The 18,535-nt window shown below is 72.9% G+C and carries 15 protein-coding genes; 8 read left to right on the top strand and 7 right to left on the bottom strand.

All coding sequences use genetic code 11. The features are described 5' to 3' along the window. The 3 genes from IFT36_RS10590 to IFT36_RS10580 all read right to left on the bottom strand — a co-directional run. Positions 1-882: acetamidase/formamidase family protein (locus IFT36_RS10590; protein ID WP_200413090.1), on the bottom strand; the 882-nt coding region annotated here is incomplete at its 3' end. Next, positions 879-2,333 (bottom strand): APC family permease, encoded by a 1,455-nt coding sequence (locus IFT36_RS10585; protein WP_056049559.1) that lies wholly within the window; start codon positions 2,331-2,333, stop codon positions 879-881. The genes IFT36_RS10590 and IFT36_RS10585, both read right to left, overlap by 4 nt. 180 nt (positions 2,334-2,513) lie before the next feature. Beyond that, positions 2,514-3,440, bottom strand: coding sequence for a proline iminopeptidase-family hydrolase (locus IFT36_RS10580; protein WP_249408581.1), 927 nt, complete (start codon positions 3,438-3,440; stop codon positions 2,514-2,516). A 127-nt stretch (positions 3,441-3,567) separates the two neighbouring features. Here IFT36_RS10580 and IFT36_RS10575 point away from each other — a divergent pair, with 127 nt between their 5' ends. The 3 genes from IFT36_RS10575 (at position 3,568) to IFT36_RS10565 (ending at position 7,074) form a co-directional block, all read left to right on the top strand. Beyond that, complete coding sequence (locus IFT36_RS10575) at positions 3,568-4,368, top strand: FadR/GntR family transcriptional regulator (RefSeq protein ID WP_200413088.1); 801 nt, start codon at positions 3,568-3,570, stop codon at positions 4,366-4,368. A 126-nt stretch (positions 4,369-4,494) separates the two neighbouring features. Beyond that, positions 4,495-6,261 (top strand): glycoside hydrolase family 13 protein, encoded by a 1,767-nt coding sequence (locus IFT36_RS10570; RefSeq protein WP_200413087.1) that lies wholly within the window; start codon positions 4,495-4,497, stop codon positions 6,259-6,261. 144 nt (positions 6,262-6,405) lie between these two features. Then, complete coding sequence (locus IFT36_RS10565) at positions 6,406-7,074, top strand: hypothetical protein (RefSeq protein WP_200413086.1); 669 nt, start codon at positions 6,406-6,408, stop codon at positions 7,072-7,074. A gap of 167 nt (positions 7,075-7,241) precedes the next feature. On the opposite strand, the gene IFT36_RS10560 is transcribed toward IFT36_RS10565, so the two are convergent. Then, on the bottom strand, positions 7,242-8,234 hold the full coding sequence (locus IFT36_RS10560; RefSeq protein ID WP_200413085.1) for a siderophore-interacting protein: 993 nt from the start codon (positions 8,232-8,234) through the stop codon (positions 7,242-7,244). A 158-nt stretch (positions 8,235-8,392) separates the two neighbouring features. Between IFT36_RS10560 and IFT36_RS10555 the strand changes: the two genes are divergently transcribed. From IFT36_RS10555 to IFT36_RS10535, 5 genes are all read left to right on the top strand, one after another. Beyond that, positions 8,393-9,955 carry a pyridoxal phosphate-dependent decarboxylase family protein gene (locus IFT36_RS10555; RefSeq protein ID WP_200413084.1) on the top strand — a complete coding sequence of 521 codons (1,563 nt, stop codon included), beginning with the start codon at positions 8,393-8,395 and terminating at the stop codon, positions 9,953-9,955. Then, the gene (locus IFT36_RS10550) at positions 9,952-11,391 is read left to right on the top strand and encodes a lysine N(6)-hydroxylase/L-ornithine N(5)-oxygenase family protein (RefSeq protein ID WP_200413083.1); all 1,440 of its coding nucleotides are present in this window, start codon (positions 9,952-9,954) and stop codon (positions 11,389-11,391) included. Before IFT36_RS10555 ends, IFT36_RS10550 begins: the two co-directional genes overlap by 4 nt. Then, the gene (locus IFT36_RS10545; protein ID WP_200413082.1) at positions 11,388-13,838 is read left to right on the top strand and encodes a GNAT family N-acetyltransferase; all 2,451 of its coding nucleotides are present in this window, start codon (positions 11,388-11,390) and stop codon (positions 13,836-13,838) included. Before IFT36_RS10550 ends, IFT36_RS10545 begins: the two co-directional genes overlap by 4 nt. 376 nt (positions 13,839-14,214) lie before the next feature. Continuing rightward, the gene (locus IFT36_RS10540; protein ID WP_123572037.1) at positions 14,215-14,715 is read left to right on the top strand and encodes a MarR family winged helix-turn-helix transcriptional regulator; all 501 of its coding nucleotides are present in this window, start codon (positions 14,215-14,217) and stop codon (positions 14,713-14,715) included. A 179-nt stretch (positions 14,716-14,894) separates the two neighbouring features. After that, positions 14,895-15,401, top strand: a complete 507-nt coding sequence (locus IFT36_RS10535; RefSeq protein ID WP_159825830.1) for a mycothiol transferase — start codon at positions 14,895-14,897, stop codon at positions 15,399-15,401. Between the two features lie 111 nt (positions 15,402-15,512). Here the strand turns inward: IFT36_RS10535 and IFT36_RS10530 are convergent, their stop codons facing one another. The 3 genes from IFT36_RS10530 to IFT36_RS10520 all read right to left on the bottom strand — a co-directional run. Continuing rightward, positions 15,513-16,166 (bottom strand): hypothetical protein, encoded by a 654-nt coding sequence (locus IFT36_RS10530; protein WP_200413081.1) that lies wholly within the window; start codon positions 16,164-16,166, stop codon positions 15,513-15,515. Next, a complete protein-coding gene (locus IFT36_RS10525; RefSeq protein WP_123572034.1) occupies positions 16,163-16,894 on the bottom strand; it encodes a hypothetical protein in 732 nt (243 codons plus the stop codon). Before IFT36_RS10525 ends, IFT36_RS10530 begins: the two co-directional genes overlap by 4 nt. A gap of 218 nt (positions 16,895-17,112) precedes the next feature. After that, a partial coding sequence (locus IFT36_RS10520) for a DEAD/DEAH box helicase (RefSeq protein WP_207114334.1) occupies positions 17,113-18,535 on the bottom strand: 1,423 nt, incomplete at its 5' end.

Raw genomic sequence — 18,535 nt, 5'->3', positions numbered from 1 at the left:
GGGGGCGACCGAGCCGGTCGGGCCCCCGAGCCTCGAGTGCCCCACGGCGCTGAGCACGGCGTAGGCGTCTCCGCGCGACCAGCCGTGGTCGTCCACGAGGAACGAGAAGGCGTCCTCGTACCCGCGGCGGATGCTCTCCTGCACCGGGTCGCCGAGGCCGACGAAGATCCAGTCGTCGTCGGTCTCGATGCGCGGCGCCCGCAGGCCGAGACCGGGCACCAGGTCGATCGAGACGACCGCCGTGCCCTCGGCCTCGATGGCCACGAACGACGACTCGCCCTCGGCCATGATCGCGTGCACGTCGCCGATCGACAGGTACGCCCCCTCGACCATGACCGGGAGGTAGACCGTCGACCCGACCGTGTTCTCGGTGACGTCCATGTTGCCGCCCTGGGCGTACGCGGGCATGATCGTCGAGTTCTCGCCCTCGGCGGGCGCCGTGCCCATGCAGCCGATCATCGGGCGGGCCTCGAACACGTGCCGGTCGGTGACGTGCACCCCGTCGGAGTCGATCGGCACGCGGCGGGTGAACATCTCGTCGCCCATGACGTGCTGCAGGGCCCCGGAACCGGGCAGGCTGACCGACCAGCCGTGCTCGATGAGTCGGATCTCGTGCACCGTGACGGCGAGCGCGTCGCCCGGCTTCGCGCCCTCGACGTAGACCGGCCCGGTGACCGGGTTGATCGGCACGGACAGCTTCGCGAGGTCGTGGTGTCGGTGCAGCTCGGCGTAGACCGCGTCGCTCGTCTCGAACCCGATGCGTTCGCCGGTGCCCGGCTCGATGCGCAGGGCCGGCGGCACCGTGGCCGTGAAACCGGGGCGACCGTGCTCCTTGCCGAGGAAGTGGTCGATCCCGTCGCGGGCGGCGTCCTCGGCGGTCATGCGTCGCGCCGTTCCGAGTCGGCCGCGGGCACCGACGTGACCGCCGGCTCGTCCGCACCCTGCCCGAGGGACGGCGCCGCGCCTCCTCGGCTGCGGTAGTAGAGGAACACGCCCGCGCCGAGCACCAGCCAGACGAGCCCGCCGATCTTGGCCTCGGGTGCCGCGTTGACCAGCACGTAGCCGATGATCAGGAACCCGACCACGGGCACGACGAGGTGCAGCAACCAGTTGCGCGACTTCTTCTTCACGACGTAGTGCACCACGACGGACACGTGCAGCAGCATGAAGCCGAACAGCGCCCCGAAGTTGACCAGCGACGAGATGACGTCGATCTGGCCGACGAAGAACAGCACGAGCACGGCCGAGAGCGCGGACACGACGAGGATCGCGGCCTGCGGCACCTGACGCGTGTTGATCTTCGAGAGGAAGGCCGGCAGCTGCCCGTCGCGGCTCATCGAGAACAGCAGGCGCGACGTCGCGGCCTGGGCGGCCATGGCGTTCGCGATGCCGACGGCCAAGACGTTGACGACGAAGAACGCCGTCGCCCACCCGCTGTTCGACGCCTCGCGCACGAGGTCGAAGAAGGCGTTCCCGGCCTCGCCCTCGGGGAACGAGTCGCGGCCGCCGGCCAGCGCGCTGGCCAGCCAGGTCTGCAGGATGAAGCAGAACGCCACGATGAACAGCGCGATGATCATGGCCTTGCCGGCTCCGCCGCGCTTGCCGGTGCTCTCCTCCGCGAGGGTCGAGATGCCGTCGAAGCCGAGGAAGCTCAGCACGGCGATCGACAACGCCGAGGCGATCAGGGGGGCGGTGACCTTGCTGGAGTCCCAGATCGGGTCGGTCGTGAACTCGGCACCGGGGATCGTGCCGCCGTTGAGCGCCGTCACCGCGATGATGACGAAGATCACGATGAAGACGACCTCGATGGCGAGGAACACCCGGTTCATCAGCTTGATCGAGCTGATGCCGAGCAGGTTCACGGCGGTGTTGACGGCGACGAAGATCAGCGCCCACATCCAGCGTGCGGTGCCCGGGAAGATGCCGATCATCGACTCGGCGGCGAAGACGTAGAGCAGCGTCGGCACGAGCAGGTAGTCGAGCAGGATGGCCCAGCCGGCGAAGAACCCGGCCACGGGGTGGATGCCCCGCCCGACGTACGAGAAGACCGACCCGGCGAGCGGGATCGACTTGGCCATCTGCGCGTAGGCGAGCGCGGTGAAGATCATCGCGACGAGGCCCACCAGGTAGACCAGCGGCACCATGCCCGAGGAGGCGTTGTAGACGGTGCCGAAGATCGCCCAGGGCGCGATCGGCACCATGAAGATCAAGCCGTAGATGAGCAGGTCGACGGTCGAGACCGACCGCTTGAGTTCTTGCTTGTAGCCGTACTGCTCGAGCTGCTGCTGGTTGCTCAGCTCACCGCCGGAGGCGGCCTTCGTGGGCAGGGACATGGTGTGCTCTCTCGCTCGGGTGGGGATCGGGTCGGTGCGGGTGCGGATGCGGGTCGGGGGTGCGGATGCGGGTCGGGGGTGCGGGTGGGACGCGGATCGGTGCGGATCGGTGCGGGTCAGGGGTGCGGGAGGCGCGGGAGGCGCGGGCCGCGTCGGTTCAGGAGGCGCGGCCCGCGCCGGTCAGGAGGCGCGCCCGGCGTCGCGCAGCTCGTCGTGCGCCGTCAGGAACGGCGCGACGACGGCCCGGAACTCCTCGGGCTGTTCGAGGTGCGAGCAGTGGCTGGCACCGGCGAACACGTGCGACCGGACGTCGGCGATGCCGTCGACGAAGGGCTGCCAGGTGGCGGGCGTCGCCTCGTCGAACTCGCCCGCGACGACGAGGGTCGGCGTCGTGATCGCCGGCAGGCGGTCGACGACGGTCCAGTCGCGCAGCGTGCCGATGACGTGGAACTCGTTCGGCCCGTTCATCGTGTGGTAGACCGTCGGCTCGGCCTCCATCTGCTCCTCGCTGTCGACGAAGTCCTGCGGCATGGGCACCACGCGGCAGACGTGCCGCTCGTAGAACGCCTGGGTGGCGGCGAGGTACTCGGGGTCGGTGGTCGTGCCGTCCGCCTCGTGGAGTGCCAGCGCCTCCTGGGTGTCGGTCGGCAGCTGGTCGCGCAGCTCGGCGGCGCCCTCGACCCAGAGCTGCATGGACGCGGGCGAGTTGCAGATGGCCAGGCTCGCCAACCCGCCCGGTGTCGTCACGGCGATCTCGGCCCCGAGCATGCCGCCCCACGACTGGCCGAGCAGGTGGTACCGCTCGAGGCCGAGGTGCGCGACGAGGTTGGCGAACTCCGAGACGAAGAGGCTCGGTTGCCAGAAGTCGACGGGCGCGTCGGGCAGGTGGGTGCTGCGGCCGCAGCCGAGCTGGTCGTAGTGCACGACGGTGCGGCCGGTCTCGTCGGCGAGGGCCTCGAGGTTGCGCAGGTAGTCGTGGGCCATCCCCGGGCCGCCGTGCACCACGACGAGGGGCAGTGCACCCTCGCGCGGCTCGTCGGGCGTGGTGACCCGGTACCAGGTCTCAGCGTCGTGGAAGGCGGCGGTGCCGGTGGTGATCGTGGACATGCGGGTGAGCATGCACCCGGCTAAGGTCTCGCGACAAGACCTTTCGCGATGCCTTAATCTGCTCGTAACACGACGAGACCTCGACGGCTCCGCGCAGGACGGGTCGGCGAGCCGGGACGGGGACGCGATGGGCCAGGACGACAGCCGAGGAGGCGCGGGCGGCGCGCGCTCGGACGTCGCGGTCGACGGCGCCCTCGGTGGCGCCCTCGGGGCCCCTCTCGCCCCCACGACCCGGGTCGACGAGCTCACCGACCGCCTCGTCACGGCCATCACGATCGGCGAGTACCTGCCCGGCTCGCGCCTCCCCGCCGAGCGCGACCTCGCCGCCTCGCTGCGCGTGGGCCGCATGACCGTGCGCGCCGCCCTGGCCCGGCTCGTCGAGCAGGGGTTGATCGTGACGCAACGCGGGCGCGGCGGCGGCTCGTTCGTCCAGGCGCCGGCACCGGGTTCGGGCACCGACGTCGTGCGCCGCACGCTCGCCGCGCGCTGGTCCGACCTGCGCGACACGAGCGAGGCGATCAGCCGACTGCACGGCGTCGTCGCCGAGGCCGCGGCCGAGAACCGCACCCCGGACGACGTCGACCGGCTGCACGACCGGCTCGAGGGCTACCGCGGCGCCGCGTCGGGCCTCGCGTCGCAGAAGGCCGACGAGGCGCTACACGTCGCGATCGCCGAGGCCGCCGGCAACGCCACGCTGCGCGGGGTGCTGTTCGACCTCGAGGCCCGCGTGAGCATCTCGGCGCCGGCGCACCTCTGGGGCGGGCCGGACGGCATGCGCGAGATGGAGCTGCGCGCCCTCGCCGACCACGAGGCGCTCGTCGCCGCGATCTGCGACGGGCGTGCGGCGGACGCCGCGGCCATCGCCCGCGAGCACGTCAAGATCGACCTCGAGCTGCTCGAGCGCGAGCTCGGCCGCGCCGCGCCCTGACCCCGCACCCGCGCCTCCCCGCCTCCGTCCCCGCGCCTCCTGAGCCCCCGCGCCTCCTGAGCCCCCGATGCCCCTGGGGTCTCGGTGCCGCGGCGCGGCCGAGGCCGGCCGTGACAGGCTGGGCGCGTGAGCGACTCGACGACGAACGACACCACCCCCACGACCGCCGGAGGCGCGGCGCACGACGCCCCGCCCGTCACCACCCCTCCCGCCTGGTGGACGACCGCGACGGTCTACCAGATCTACCCGCGCAGCTTCGCCGACTCGAACGGCGACGGGGTGGGCGACCTCGGCGGCATCCGGCAGCGGCTCGGCCACCTGCACGACCTCGGGGTCGACGTGATCTGGCTCTCGCCGATCTACCGCTCGCCCCAGGCCGACAACGGGTACGACATCAGCGACTACGACGACGTCGACCCGCTGTTCGGCACGCTCGCCGAGTTCGACGCCCTGATGGACGAGGTGCACGCGCTCGGCATGAAGCTGGTCATGGACCTCGTCGTCAACCACACGAGCGACGAGCACCCGTGGTTCGTCGAAGCCCGGTCGTCGCGCGACTCCCCGAAGCGCGACTGGTACCTCTGGCGCGACCCGCTGCCGTCGGGCGAGGGGACCGACGCCGCGGGCACGCCCGGGGCCGGCACCCACCCGACCGCCTGGCGCAGCGCCTTCAGCGGCCCGGCCTGGACCCTCGACGAGCCCACCGGCCAGTACTACCTGCACATGTTCGCGTCGAAGCAGCCCGACCTCAACTGGGAGGACCCCGACCTGCGCCGGGCCGTCTACGACATGATGAACCGCTGGCTCGACCGGGGCGTCGACGGGTTCCGCATGGACGTCATCAACCACATCGCGAAGGAGCCCTCGTCGCTGGCGCCCGGAGCCTCGCACTTCGTCATGGGCGGGCAGATCCACGACCACCTGCGCGAGATGCACCGCGAAGTCTTCGCCGACCGCACCGGCCGCGAGCTGATCACGGTGGGCGAGATGCCGGGGGTGACGGTCGACGACGCCCGGCTGTTCACGGCCGCCGACCGGCACGAGCTCGACATGGTGTTCCAGTTCGAGCACGTCGGCCTCGACCACGGACCGGCCTCGAAGTTCGACAACCTCCCGTTCGACCTCGTGGCGCTCAAGCGCTCGCTGTCGCGGTGGCAGGAGGGCCTCGCCGACCAGGGCTGGAACAGCCTCTACCTCGGCAACCACGACCAGCCGCGGTCGGTCTCGCGCTTCGGCGACGACGGCCGGTACCGGTTCGAGTCCGCGACGCTGCTCGCCACCGTGCTGCACCTGCACCGGGGCACGCCGTACGTCTACCAGGGCGACGAGATCGGCATGACGAACGCCGGGTTCACCGCGGTCGAGCAGTACCGCGACATCGAGTCGATCAACTGGTTCGACGAGTCGGTCGCGGCGGGGGCCGACCCCGAGTACCTGCTCGAGGCGTTGCGCTTCCGCAGCCGCGACAACGCGCGCACCCCCGTGCAGTGGTCAGGAGGCGCGGCGGCGGGCTTCAGCACCGGCACCCCGTGGATCGAGGTGGTCGCGAACCACGACGCCGTGAACGTCGACGCCGACCGCGCGGCGGGTGACCGCTCGGTGTTCGAGCACTACCGGCGGTTGATCGCGCTGCGGCACGAGTCGCCCGTGGTGGCGCTCGGGTCGTTCGAGCTGCTCGCTCCGGACGACGAGCGGCTCTACGCGTTCACCCGCACGCTCGGCGACGAGCAGCTGCTCGTGCTGGCGAACTGGTCGGGCGAGGCGTACGAGCTCGACCCGGCGCTCCACCCGGCGCTGCGGCGCCGGTCCGTGCCGCAGGTCGTGATCGGCAACGTGCCCGGCGGGGGCGGGCTGACGCTCGCGCCCTGGGAGGTGCGCGTCCTGCGGGGCTGACCCGCGCCTCCTCGGCTCTCCCGCGCCGCGCCGCGCGGGGATTCGCATCGCACCGTCCGCTGAACGTCGCACCGCCGATGTTCGCGGTGCGACGTTCAGTGGAGGGTGCGACTCGCGCCCCCGGGACGCGCTAGCGTCGGCGAGGTGAGCGATCCCGACGACGCGCCCGCGCCTCCCGACGACCCGGCACCCGCCGAACCGGCACCCGCCGAGCTCCCGCACGGCTGGGTGCGCGTCGGCGAGCGCCGCTGGTGGTCGACGTGGGTCGGGGCGACGACCGCGTTCGCCTTCTTCGCGGTGATCCAGGCAGTCCAGTTCGTCTTCCGCATCGCCGAGATCAGCTTCCGGTGGGATCTCGCCCTGTTGGTGGCCGTCGGGGTGACGGTCGGGATCTTCGCGCTGATCACGGTGATCCGGAACGCCCGGGCCCCGCAGCCCTGGATCGACCTCGACTCCGGGCAGCTGCGCGCCGGCACCCGCCGCCCCGTCCCCCTGGCCAGGGTCGACCGTGCCGTCCTGACGACGGCCCCGCTCGGCAACGGCGGCCGCGTGCTCGTGCTCCGCCTGACCGCCAAGGAGGCGCGGGTCGACTTCATCCTGCGCGACCGGAAGGACGCGACCCTCGACCCGACCTCGACCGCCGTGTTGGCGGAGGCGCTGCGCCGCACCTCCGTCGCCATGCCGACCTCGATCCACGACCCGACCGGGCGGTTCGCGCGGTACAACTTCCCCGGCCACGTCGACCGCGACGACGCCGTCGCCCTCGTCGAGCACCCGCCCGCGGCCGGCGACCCGCTGCCCGCGGCCTGGTGACCGGTGCTGGTGACCGCGACTGGTGACCGAGGCCTCGTGACCGGCTCGCCCTCGAGCGCCCTCGTCCGCGACCACGACCACGTCGCACCACCGTCGCGTCGTCGAACCACGCGAGAAGGTGGTTCCCCGACGCGACGGTGGTGCGACCTCGGTGGCGGGTCCCGGACTCAGCGCTTCCAGTACCCCGAGAACGTGATGCGGTTCTTCGGCAGCCCTGCCGCGTGCAGGTGCCGCCGTCCGCTGGTCGCCAGCGCGGACTCACCCACGACGTAGGCGTAGGCCCCCGGGTCGGCCGCCGACCGGGCCAGCAGCGCGGCGAGCGCCCCCTCCCCGGGCGCGACACCCCCGGCACCCTCGGCACCCCCGGCACCCCGACCGTCTACGTCGTCGTCGCCGCCGAGCGGCCGGCTGCCGGACCCCAGGGCGCCGAGCGCCCGGGCGTCGAGCTCGTCCCGCACCACCCACGTCACCTCGACGCCGTCGGGCGCGTCGAGCGGACGCACGTCGGCCCGGGTCGGCACCTCCTGGATCACCGACCCCACGGAGGCGCGGTGCAGCGACCGCACGATGCCCTCCGTCCCCGGCAACCCGGTCTCGTCGGCGACCAGGTGGATCTCGGTCGCGTCGTCGGGGGCGTTGAAGAGCACGCCCTGGTCGAGCAGGCCGAGGGCGTCGCCGGGGCGGGCGGCGCAGGCCCAGATCGCCGCGCCTCCTTCGAGTTCGCCGGACCCGCCGCGGTGCAGCACGAAGTCGATGTCGAGCTCGGCGCGCGAGGCCCCACCCGCACCGGACGCACCGGCACCCGCGCCGGCCGGACCGGCACCCGCGCCGGCCGCCCCCGCACCGGCACCCGCCGGACCCGCCGGCCGGAACTCGCGCACCGTGTAGTTCGCGCAGTGCGGCCGCTCTGCCTCGGGGATCGCCAGGTACTGCGCGTACCAGAGCGACGTGGTCGCCCGGGGCAGCCTCAACGAGTCGCTGCCGGGCATCGGCAAGAACAGCCGGAACCACTGGTCGAACCCCATGCCGCCGAACTCGTGCAGGTCGTCGCCGACGACGGTGACGCGCTGGAAGCTCGGCGAGACGCGCTCGGAACGCAGCACCTCGAGCCGGTGCACTCGGGGGTCGGCGGGCTTGACGGGCGGACGGCGGGTCGACATAAGGTAAGGCTAACCTAACGAACCGCGGGTCGCATCCGACGTCGACGACCACGCCTCAGACGGGCACGCCGACGTCGAGCCACCCGCACGACCCGCACCACCCGCACGACGCGCGACACCGCGCCCTGCCCCACCGCTCCACGATCCGAAGGAGACCCGTGTCCGAACGCCACGCGTCCGCACTGCTGACCACCTCGACCGCCGACGAGTACGAGCGCCTCACCGGCGCCGCCGTCGCCCGGATCGCCGACCGCTTCCGCACGACGCGCCAACCCTTCTCGGGCGAGAGCCGTGCGCACCTGCAACACCTCGTCGACGCCGTCGACCTGGATGCCCCGGGCACCGGCCTCGACGACGCCCTGCGCGAGGTCGACGAACTCTTCACGGCGAACGCCGTCTGGTTCCACGACCCCGCCTACCAGTCGCACCTCAACTGCCCGGTCGCCCTCCCGGCGGTCGCCGCCGAGGCCGTGCTCGCCGCCGTCAACCCCTCGGTGGACACCTACGACCAGTCGGCCGTCGGCACCCTGATCGAGCGTCGCCTCGTCGACTGGACCGCCGAGCGCATCGGCTTCGACCCCGCCACCCGCGACGGCGTCTTCACCTCGGGCGGCACGCAGTCGAACCTGCACGCCCTGCTGCTCGCCCGCGAGCACGCCACGGCGCGCGCCCGCGCCGACGCGAGGGACGAGGAGGCGCGGCTGCGGGACACCGCCGCCCCCGGCCACCGACCCGTCCCGCGCGCCACGGCACTGCACGACCTGCTCGGCCGCATGGTCGTGGTCGCCACCGCCGAGAGCCACTTCAGCGTGAAGAAGTCGGCCCGGCTGCTCGGCCTCGGCGAGGACGCCGTCGTGACCGTCCCCACCGACGACGCCGGTCGGATGCGACCCGAGGCCCTCGCGGTCACCCTGGACGCCCTCGTGCAGGCCGGACACCTGCCGGTCGCCGTCGTCGCGACCGCCGGCACGACCGACCGCGGCTGCCTCGATCCGCTCGCCGCCGTCGCCGAGGTCTGCGACCGCACGGGCGTGTGGCTGCACGTCGACGCGGCGTACGGCGGTGGCCTGCTCGTGTCGCCGACGCGTCGGCACCTGCTCGACGGCATCGAGCACGCCCGGTCGGTCACGGTCGACTTCCACAAGACGTTCTTCCAGCCGGTGTCGTCGAGCGCCCTCATCGTGCGCGACGGGCGCGACCTCGACCCGGTCGCCTGGCACGCCGACTACCTCAACCCGCTCACCGACCCCGAACCGAACCAGGTCTCCAAGTCGCTCCAGACCACCCGACGGTTCGACGCGCTCAAGCTCTGGGCGACGCTCCGCGCCCTCGGCGCCGACGGCGTCGGCGAGCTGGTCGACCGGGTGATCGACCTGGCGGCCGGGGCCCACGACCTGCTGCGGGGCGACGACGAGTTCGTGCTGCTCGCCGAGACCCAGCTCAGCACGGCGCTGTTCCGCTGGCAGCCGGCCGGCGTCGACGACGCCACCGCCGACCGGCTCGTCCCGCTCGTCCGACGCGTGCTCTTCGAGTCCGGCAGGGCGATCGTCGCGAAGACCGTGGTCGACGGGCGTCCCTGCCTCAAGCTCACGCTGCTCAACCCGGACGCGGGTCTCGACGACGTGAGGGGCGTGCTCGAGCTGGTCCGCGCCTCCTCGTGGGCCCTGCTCGAGAGCGACGCCCCCGCCCTCGTCGCCGCCGGGACGGAGGTCGCCCGATGACCGCCGCCACCACGGCGGCCGCAGCCGCCGCCACCCCGCGCGACGCCCCGCGCCTCCACGACCTGGTCGGCATCGGCCTCGGCCCGTTCAACCTCGGACTGGCCGCCCTGACCGACCCGCTCGACGACGTCGACGCGGTGTTCCTCGACGAGAACGACGGCTTCGCCTGGCACCCCGGCATGATGATCGAGGGCGCCACGATCCAGGTGCCGTTCCTGGCCGACCTCGTGACGATGGCCGACCCGACCTCGCGCTTCGGCTTCCTGAACTGGCTGAAGGCGACCGGGCGGCTCTACCCGTTCTACATCCGCGAGGAGTTCTCCCCGCTCCGCGCGGAGTACGACGCCTACTGCCGCTGGGTCGCCGCCCAGCTCGACACCCTGCGGTGGGGTCGACGCGTCACGAGCGTCGACGAACAGCCCGACGGGACGTACGTCCTGACCTCGCGACGTGCTGCCGACCAGGCCGTCGAGACCTGGCACGCCCGACACGTCGTGCTGGGGGTGGGAACCGAGCCGCGCCTCCCCGAGCCGCTGCAGCGCCTCGCCGACCGGGGCGACGCCCACGGCCGGGGCGACGCCCACGGCCGGGTCGTGCACAGCGCCGACTACCTGACGGCCCGCGACCGCCTGCGCGCCGCCGACTCGGTGACGATCGTCGGCAGCGGGCAGTCGGCCGCCGAGATCTACCGCGACCTGCTCGACACGACCCGCGTCGGCGACCGACCGGGGCACCGGCTCGACTGGGTCACCCGTTCGCCGCGGTTCTTCCCGATGGAGTACACGAAGCTCACGCTCGAGCTCACGAGCCCGGAGTACACCGACCACTTCCACTCGCTGCCGCGCGAGACCCGCGACCGCCTCGGCCGCGAACAGCGCAGCCTCTACAAGGGCATCAGCGGCGACCTCGTCGACGACGTGTACGACACGCTCTACCGGCTGAGCGTCGACGGGCCGGTCGACTCGACCCTGCTGACCGAGACCGAGCTGGTCGACGCCCGGTGGATCGACGCCGATGAGCAGCTCGAGATCACGGTCCGGCACGCGCAGCTCGGCACGACGACCACCCGCCGCACGGACGCGCTCGTCGTCGCGACGGGCTACGCCGCACGACTGCCGTCGTTCCTCGACGCCCTCGGCGACCGGGTCGACCGCGACGACCTCGGCCGCCTCGCCGTGGCCCGGGACTACTCGATCGACGGGGGCCGGGGACGGCTGTTCGTCCAGAACGCCGAGGAGCACACCCACGGCCTCACCGCCCCCGACCTCGGCTTCGGCGCCTGGCGCAACTCGAGCATCATCGCCTCGATCACCGGCCGCGAGGCCTACCCGATCGAGCGCCGCATCGCCTTCCAGACCTTCGGCCGGCCCGACGGGCCGACATCGACCGCGACAGCGACACCGACGCCGACCGAGGAGGCGCGGGTCACCCGATGAGCACCACCCACGACACCGAGGCGCTCGCGCCCGAGGCCTCCCCCGCGGCGCCCGCGGCGCCCACGGCACCCGCGGCGCCCGCAGTACCGTCCCGCACCGACGAGGGGGCGACGGGCGTGGCGTTCTCGCGCCGCGCCTCCTGCGGGCTCGTCACGATCGAGCCGTTCGCCGCGGACCCCTACGCCGTCTGCCTCCGCCGGTGGTTGGCGCACCCGGCATCGGCCGCCTGGCAGATGGCGGGCCTGAGCACCGACGAGGTGCGCGCCTACCTGGCCGCGATCGACGCCGACCCGCACCAGCAGGCCTGGCTCGGGCGGGTCGACGGCGAGCCGACGTTCTTCGTCGAGACCTACGACCCGGCCGAGGTGCTGCTGACCGAGGTGCACGACGCCGAGCCCGGAGACGTGGGCATGCACCTGCTCGTCGCTCCCCCGCGCGGGCAGCGGGTGCACGGCCTGACCAGCGCCGTCATGGCGAGCGTCGTCGACTTCGTCTTCGAGATCGAGCGGGCGAGGCGCATCGTCGTCGAGCCCGACGTGACCAACGACCGCATCGCGGCGAAGAACGACGAGGTGGGGTTCCGGGCACTCGGCGACGTCGAGCTACCCGACAAGACGGCTCGGCTCTCGGTCCTGACGCGACACGACCGGGCGGCGGCGCACCTCGCCCCCGGCCCCGTGGACTGGGCTCATCGGCACCTGGTGACCAAGGCGCTGAGCGAGTTCGCCCATGAGCGGCTGATCGCCCCGGTGGCCGACGACGCCGCCGCGACCGCCCCCGCAGTCGACGACGACGACGACGCCGCCACGAGGGACGGCCCCTGGCGGGTCGCCCTCGACCACGACGGCCACCGGATCGACTACCGGTTCACGGCCCGCCGGCTGGCCCTCGAGCACTGGGCGATCGACGACACGACGGTCACCCGCACGATCGACGACCGCCCCGAGCCCCTCGACGCCCTCGCGTTGGTCGTCGAGCTCGACGACCTGCTCGGCATCCCCGAGTCGCTGCTCGCCACCTACCTCGAGGAGGTCTCGTCGACCCTGGCGAGCGCCGCCTACAAACGTCACCGGGGCGGCCCGACCGCCGAGCGGTTGACCACCGCGGACTTCCAGACGGTCGAGGCGGCGATGACCGAGGGGCACCCGGGCTTCGTCGCGAACGCCGGGCGCATCGGCCTCGGACTCGACGAGTTCCACGCCTTCTCCCCCGAGGCCGCGGCTCCCGTCCGGCTGGTCTGGTTGGCGGCGCGTCGGTCGGTGACACACCTCGCACTCGGCGCCGGACTCGACGAGAGGACGCTGTGGCAGGCCGAGCTGGGCCCCGAGAGCGTCGCCCGGTTCGACGCGACCCTCGCCGCGAAGGGCCTCGACCCGGCCGGGTTCCACTACCTGCCGGTGCACCCGTGGCAGTGGCAGCACCGCGTCTCGATCTCGTTCGCCCCCGACGTCGCCCGGCGTGACCTCGTGCTGCTCGGCGAGGGCGACGACACGTACCAGGCGCAGCAGTCGATCCGCACCTTCGCGAACCGCAGCCGGCCCGACCGGCACTACGTCAAGACGGCGCTGGCGATCCAGAACATGGGCTTCGTCCGCGGCCTCTCGCCGGCCTACATGAGGCCGACGCCCGCGATCAACGACTGGGTGCACGACCTCGTGCACACCGACGCGACCCTGCAGGAGGCGCGGTTCCGGGTCCTGCGGGAGCGCGCCTCCGTCGGCTACACCGGTGACGCCTACCACCGGACGACGACGTCGTCGCCGCACCGGAAGATGATCGCCGCGCTCTGGCGCGAGAGCCCGGTGCCGCTGGTCGGCCCGGGTGAGCGGCTCGCCACGATGGCGGCGCTGCTGCACCGCGACGGCGCCGGCGACGCACTCGCCTCGGCCCTCGTGAAGGCCTCGGGACTCTCGGCCGAGGACTGGCTGCGGTCGTACCTGCACGCCTACCTCCGACCGGTGGTGCACTGCCTGCGGGCGCACGACCTGGCGTTCATGCCGCACGGCGAGAACGTCATCCTCGTGCTCGAGGGGTGCGTGCCGACGGCCGCGTTCATGAAGGACATCGGCGAGGAGATCGTCGTCGTCGCCCCGCGCGAGGTCCCCGAGGCGGTGCGGCGGACCGTGCACCCGGTCGACGACCGCGAGAAGGCGTTGGCGGTGTTCACGGACGTGTTCGACGGGGTGTTCCGACACCTGGCCGCCATCCTCGACGGCGACGGCGTGCTGCCCGCGGCCCGGTTCTGGGCGCTCGTGGCCGAGTGCGTCGACCGGCACGCCGACGAGCACCCCGACCTGCCGGGGTCGGTCGACCTGCGGGCGGCGCGCTTCGACCACTCCTGCCTCAACCGGCTGCAGCTGCGCGACACGCGCCAGATGGTCGACCTCGCGGCGCAGTCGTCGTCGCTGATCTTCGCCGGGACGCTGGCGAACCCGATCGCGAGGTAGGGGCGGCGCCCCGGGGCGGGGGCGGTCGGGCCGCCTCCGCCCCTGGGAGGTGGCGGTCGATTCACGGTCGACCACCACCCGATCCGCGCAGGGCCACGGGCCGTGCGGGCCGCCGCCGATCACAGGGGGAGAACCATCGGCGGCGGTCGAGCTGCTCGAGCGACGATACCGCCGTCGAGTTGCTTGGGTTTGAAGATACTCGCCCGACAAGGGGAAGGCAACGACCGGGCGCTGGGCATTCACTGCACGGAGGCGGGTGATTCGAAGCTCGAACAACTCACTCGGCGAGGTATCGTGGCCTCCGTGGCGTCCGTCGCCGCGCCTCCTCGTCTTCGCTCCGTCCTCGCGTCGCCGTCCCGCCAGCAGAGAGCCCACCATGTCCGACGTCTCCCCTCAGCCGCCCGCCGGCTCCCCTCCGCCCCTCGACGACGAGGGCCAGTTCGACGTGACCCTCGTGCTCTCGGCGTACGCGTCGCTGCAGCGACAGGGCGAGCGCGTGCAGAAGGTCGTCGCCGACCACTTCGGCATGGGCACCACCGACCTCCGCTGCCTGACCTTCATCGCCACCGACCACGACACGACCCCGAAGCGCGCCGCCGAGTTCCTCGAGCTGTCGACCGGGGCGACGACCAGCCTGGTCGACCGGCTCGAGAGCGGCGGGTACATCTCGCGCCAGCCGCACCCCTCCGACCGGCGGAGCGTGCTGCTCGAACTGGCCCCGGCCGGGCGCGAGGCGATCGACCAGATCCACGACTTCTACCGCCGGGCGTTCCGCGACGCGGTCGACCCGAACCACCTCGACTTCCTCGCGGCGGCGATGCGCGCGATCGGCGACTCGTTGACGCGCGCGGCGGCCGGCGACGACGCCGTCGGCTGAGCGACCACCGCCGCCCCCGCCGCCACCGCCGCCACCGCCACCGCCACCGCCGGGTCGAACCACCGATGTGGCGTCGAACCACGCACTCCGGTGGTTCGACGCCACGTCGGTGGTTCGGTGTCGTCCGGATGGTCCTGGTGACCCGCACGGGCGCGCGCGGCCGGTCGTAGGGTGGGTCGATGACCCCCTCGGACGTCCTCGTCGAAGCCTTCTCGCGCCTCCCCGCCATCGCCGTGCGGGCGGTCGCCGACCTCTCGGTCGACGACCTCGCCTGGCGCCCCGACGACGAGGCGAACACGATCGCCTGGCTCGTCTGGCACACCGCGCGGGGGCAGGACGTCCAGATCGCCGACCTCGCCGCGTCGGAGCAGGTCTGGACGGCCGACGGCTGGGCCGAGTCGTTCGCGCTGCCGTTCTCGCCCGCCGAGATGGGCTACGGCATGTCCCCGGCCGACGTGGCCGCGGTGCGGGTCGACGCCGAGCTGTTGATCGGCTACCTCGAGGCCGTGACGCTGCGGACGCGCGGCTACCTCGACGACCTCGACGGCGCCTCGTACGACGACGTGGTCGACGAGGCCTGGGACCCTCCGGTCACGGCCGGCGCCCGTCTCGTCAGCATCCTGAACGACTGCGTGCAACACCTCGGCCAGGCCTCCTACGTGCGCGGCCTGCTCGACCGCCGCTAGCCGCCCGCCTGCCGGCCGCCCCACCGAATGCCAGCCATCCGCCGAGACCCTCTTGCGCGCGCGGGTGTCTCGACGACTTTCCGGGGTCTCACCAACGCAGGAGGCGCGGGTTCAGTCCTCGAGGGACGACGGGAAGTCGGTCGGCACCGTGAATCCGAGCCGCGCGGCCAGTTCGTCGAGCTCGGCCCGGCGCGCCTCGTACTCGGCGGCGAGCACCGGACCGACGACGGCGTCCGCGTGTGGCCAGCTGCCGTCGGACGTCGCCTCGCGCCACAACTCGATCGACGTGAGCGCGGATCGCGTGGCCACGCAGGCTCTCGCGAGGTCCACGACGTCCGCCACGGGGGCGTGCCCGGCATCCGCCCACTGCCGCACCTCGACGGGCACGTACTCGAGGACGCCGGGCGTCTCTGCTCGTGAGCGATGCCCGGCACGCACCCGTCCGCGCGTCCCGAGCCCGCCGATCCAGCGGGCGAGGGCACGGAGACCCGCCGACGTCGCCGCGCCCGCGGATGCTCCGGCGGCCACGGGCACGACGAACGACGGTGGTTCCCGCAAGCCCGCCACGTCCCAGGCGAGCCACCAGGCGACGGCCACCCCGAGCGTCACGCCTGCCCAAGAGGCCACGCGCCTGCCCGCCGAACCGTTCGAGACGAAGGTCCGGCGACGCACGACCTCCAAGGCGGCGTCGAGAGGGACGGACGGATCGGTGACGAGGTAATGGGTCTCGTCGCCTGCGCGGGCGACGCTCACGAAGGCCGTCATGCCGCGTCGTCCCTCATGAGCACGGGGTCGGGGTCGAACCCCAGCGGTCCCGCGACGACGCGGAGCGCCTCGGCGGCGTCGCCGATCGCCGAGCTGAGGGCGACGAGCGGCCGGGCGTCCGTGCGGCGGTCGAGTGGTAACTCGAGCTGAGGTCCCGGGTCGCCCACGAATTCCAGTGCTCCGTCGCCGTCCACGTCGACGTACCCGTGGAGGAGTTCCTCGACCGTCCACGAGGCCTCGACGAGTTCCGTGTACAACGACACGGCCTCGTTCAGTCGCCACACGTCCGAGGCGAGCGTCTCGTCGGTGACCCACCCGAGTACGTCGTCGTCCACCTCGACGATGCCGGGCGCCGTGACCGGTACCGGCAGGTCGGGAGTCGTCACCGCCCACACCCCCCTCGCGGCGAGACCAGCGGCGCCGAACAGGACGATCCCGCCGACGAGGTTGACGGTCCCCTCCGCCAGCGCCTCGGTCAGCTGCAACGCATCGACCACGTCGTCGATGCCCGCGCCACCCGCCACGACCACCAGCACGAACGCGAGCAGCGGCGCGTACCGCACCACCCTCCGCACCGGCCCGACGTACGTCCCGGAGTTCCGCCGCCGCAGCTCGGCCACCGCCGCATCGGCCGCCGCCGCGTCGAGCGACGGGTCGACGACGTGCCAGCGCCTCCGGTTCCCCAGGCGCACGCGCAGCAGGCCGGGGCGGTCGCGGGTCGGGGGCACATCGAGAGACTAGGGGGCGTGCGGCCTGCCCGCCGCGCCCCCGTCCACGGGACGTCCGCCGCGGGCCGGCGGCGCGCCTCCTCGGCTCGTCCGCCTCGCACGGCGTCCGCACGACGAAGAACCCCGTTCCGAACGATCGACCCACGCGATGCGGGGTCCGTCGTCCGGAACGGGGTCCGAGAGCAGGAGGCGCGGTGTGAGCCTCCGGGGAGGGCTCGCTACGCCTGCACTCCCGCGAGCTCGTCGATCAGGCGGTCGCCGGAGCGGGCCTCGATCATCTCGGCGTCGATCTCGGCGCGGTCGAGCAGCTCTTCCATGCGACGGCGGCGCTGACGCGTGATGAGCGTGACGACGGTGCCCTCCTTGCCCGCGCGGCCGGTGCGGCCCGAGCGGTGCATGTAGGTCTTGTACTCGTCGGGCATGTCGGCCTGGACGACGAGCTCGATGTCGTCGACGTGGATGCCACGGGCGGCGACGTCGGTCGCGACGAGCACGTTGACCTTGCCGCTCGTGAGCAGCTGGAGGTTGCGCGTGCGGCGGGCCTGGTTCAGGTCGCCGTGCAGGCTCGTCGAGCGGATGCCGGCGTCCTCGAGCTGGTCGGCGAGCTGCTCGGCGAAGGCGCGGGTGCGGGCGAAGACCAGGGTCTTGCCGCCGCCCGAGGCGAGCTGCTCGATGACCGCGGTCTTGTCGCGCTGCTCGATCAGGAGCACGCGGTGGTCGATCGTGGCGCTGGCCTGGTCCTCGCCGGCGACCTCGTGGACGGCCGGGTCGACCAGGAACTCGTCGACGAGCTTCGCCACGCCCTTGTCGAGCGTCGCGCTGAAGAGCAGCTTCTGGGCGCGGGCGCCGTCGGGGCGGACCGTCGCGGTCTCGCGGATGATGCGCTGCACCGGCTCGAGGAACCCGAGGTCGCACATGTGGTCGGCCTCGTCGAGCACGGTCACGACGACCTCGCTCAGGTCGAGACGACCCTGGTCGATGAGGTCCTCGATGCGGCCGGGGGTGCCGATCACGATGTCGACGCCGCGGTTGAGGGCACCGACCTGGCGCTGCTGGGGCACGCCGCCGTAGACCTGCGTGGTGAACAGGCCGACCGAGCGGGCGATGGGCTGCACGGTGCGGTCGATCTGCATGGCGAGCTCACGGGTCGGGGCGAGGATCAGGGCGCGGGGCTTGCGGCCCATCTTGCGGTTCTTCGCGCCGTTGTTCTCCATCAGCTTCTCGACCAGCGGGGCGCCGAAGGCGATGGTCTTGCCCGAGCCCGTGCGGCCACGGCCGAGCACGTCACGACCGGCGAGCACGTCGGGGATCGTCGCGGCCTGGATCGCGAACGGAGCCGCGGCACCCATCGAGGCCAGCTGACGCTCGATGTTGTCGCCGAGGCCCAGGTCGCCGAAGCTCACGCCCTCGACGTCGGCCGCGGTGACGACCTCGGCCTTGAGCTTCTCGAGCTTGACGTCGTCCTCGGGCGAGTAGTGGGTCGCCGCGTCGCGCTTGGGGTAGAAGTCGCTCGAGCGGTCGCCGACGCGTGCCGGGCGGTCGGGGCGGTCGGTGCGGTCGAAGCTGCGGGGCGCGCGGTCGTCGCGCGCCGGGCGGTCGCTGCGGTCGAAGCTGCGGGCCGGGCGGGCGTCGCGGTCGAAA

This window comes from Frigoribacterium sp. CFBP 13605 (assembly GCF_014839405.1).
Taxonomy (GTDB): Bacteria; Actinomycetota; Actinomycetes; order Actinomycetales; family Microbacteriaceae; genus Frigoribacterium.
Note: the sequence above shows the minus strand (reverse complement) of the source record. Positions and strands in the feature narration are given on the sequence as shown.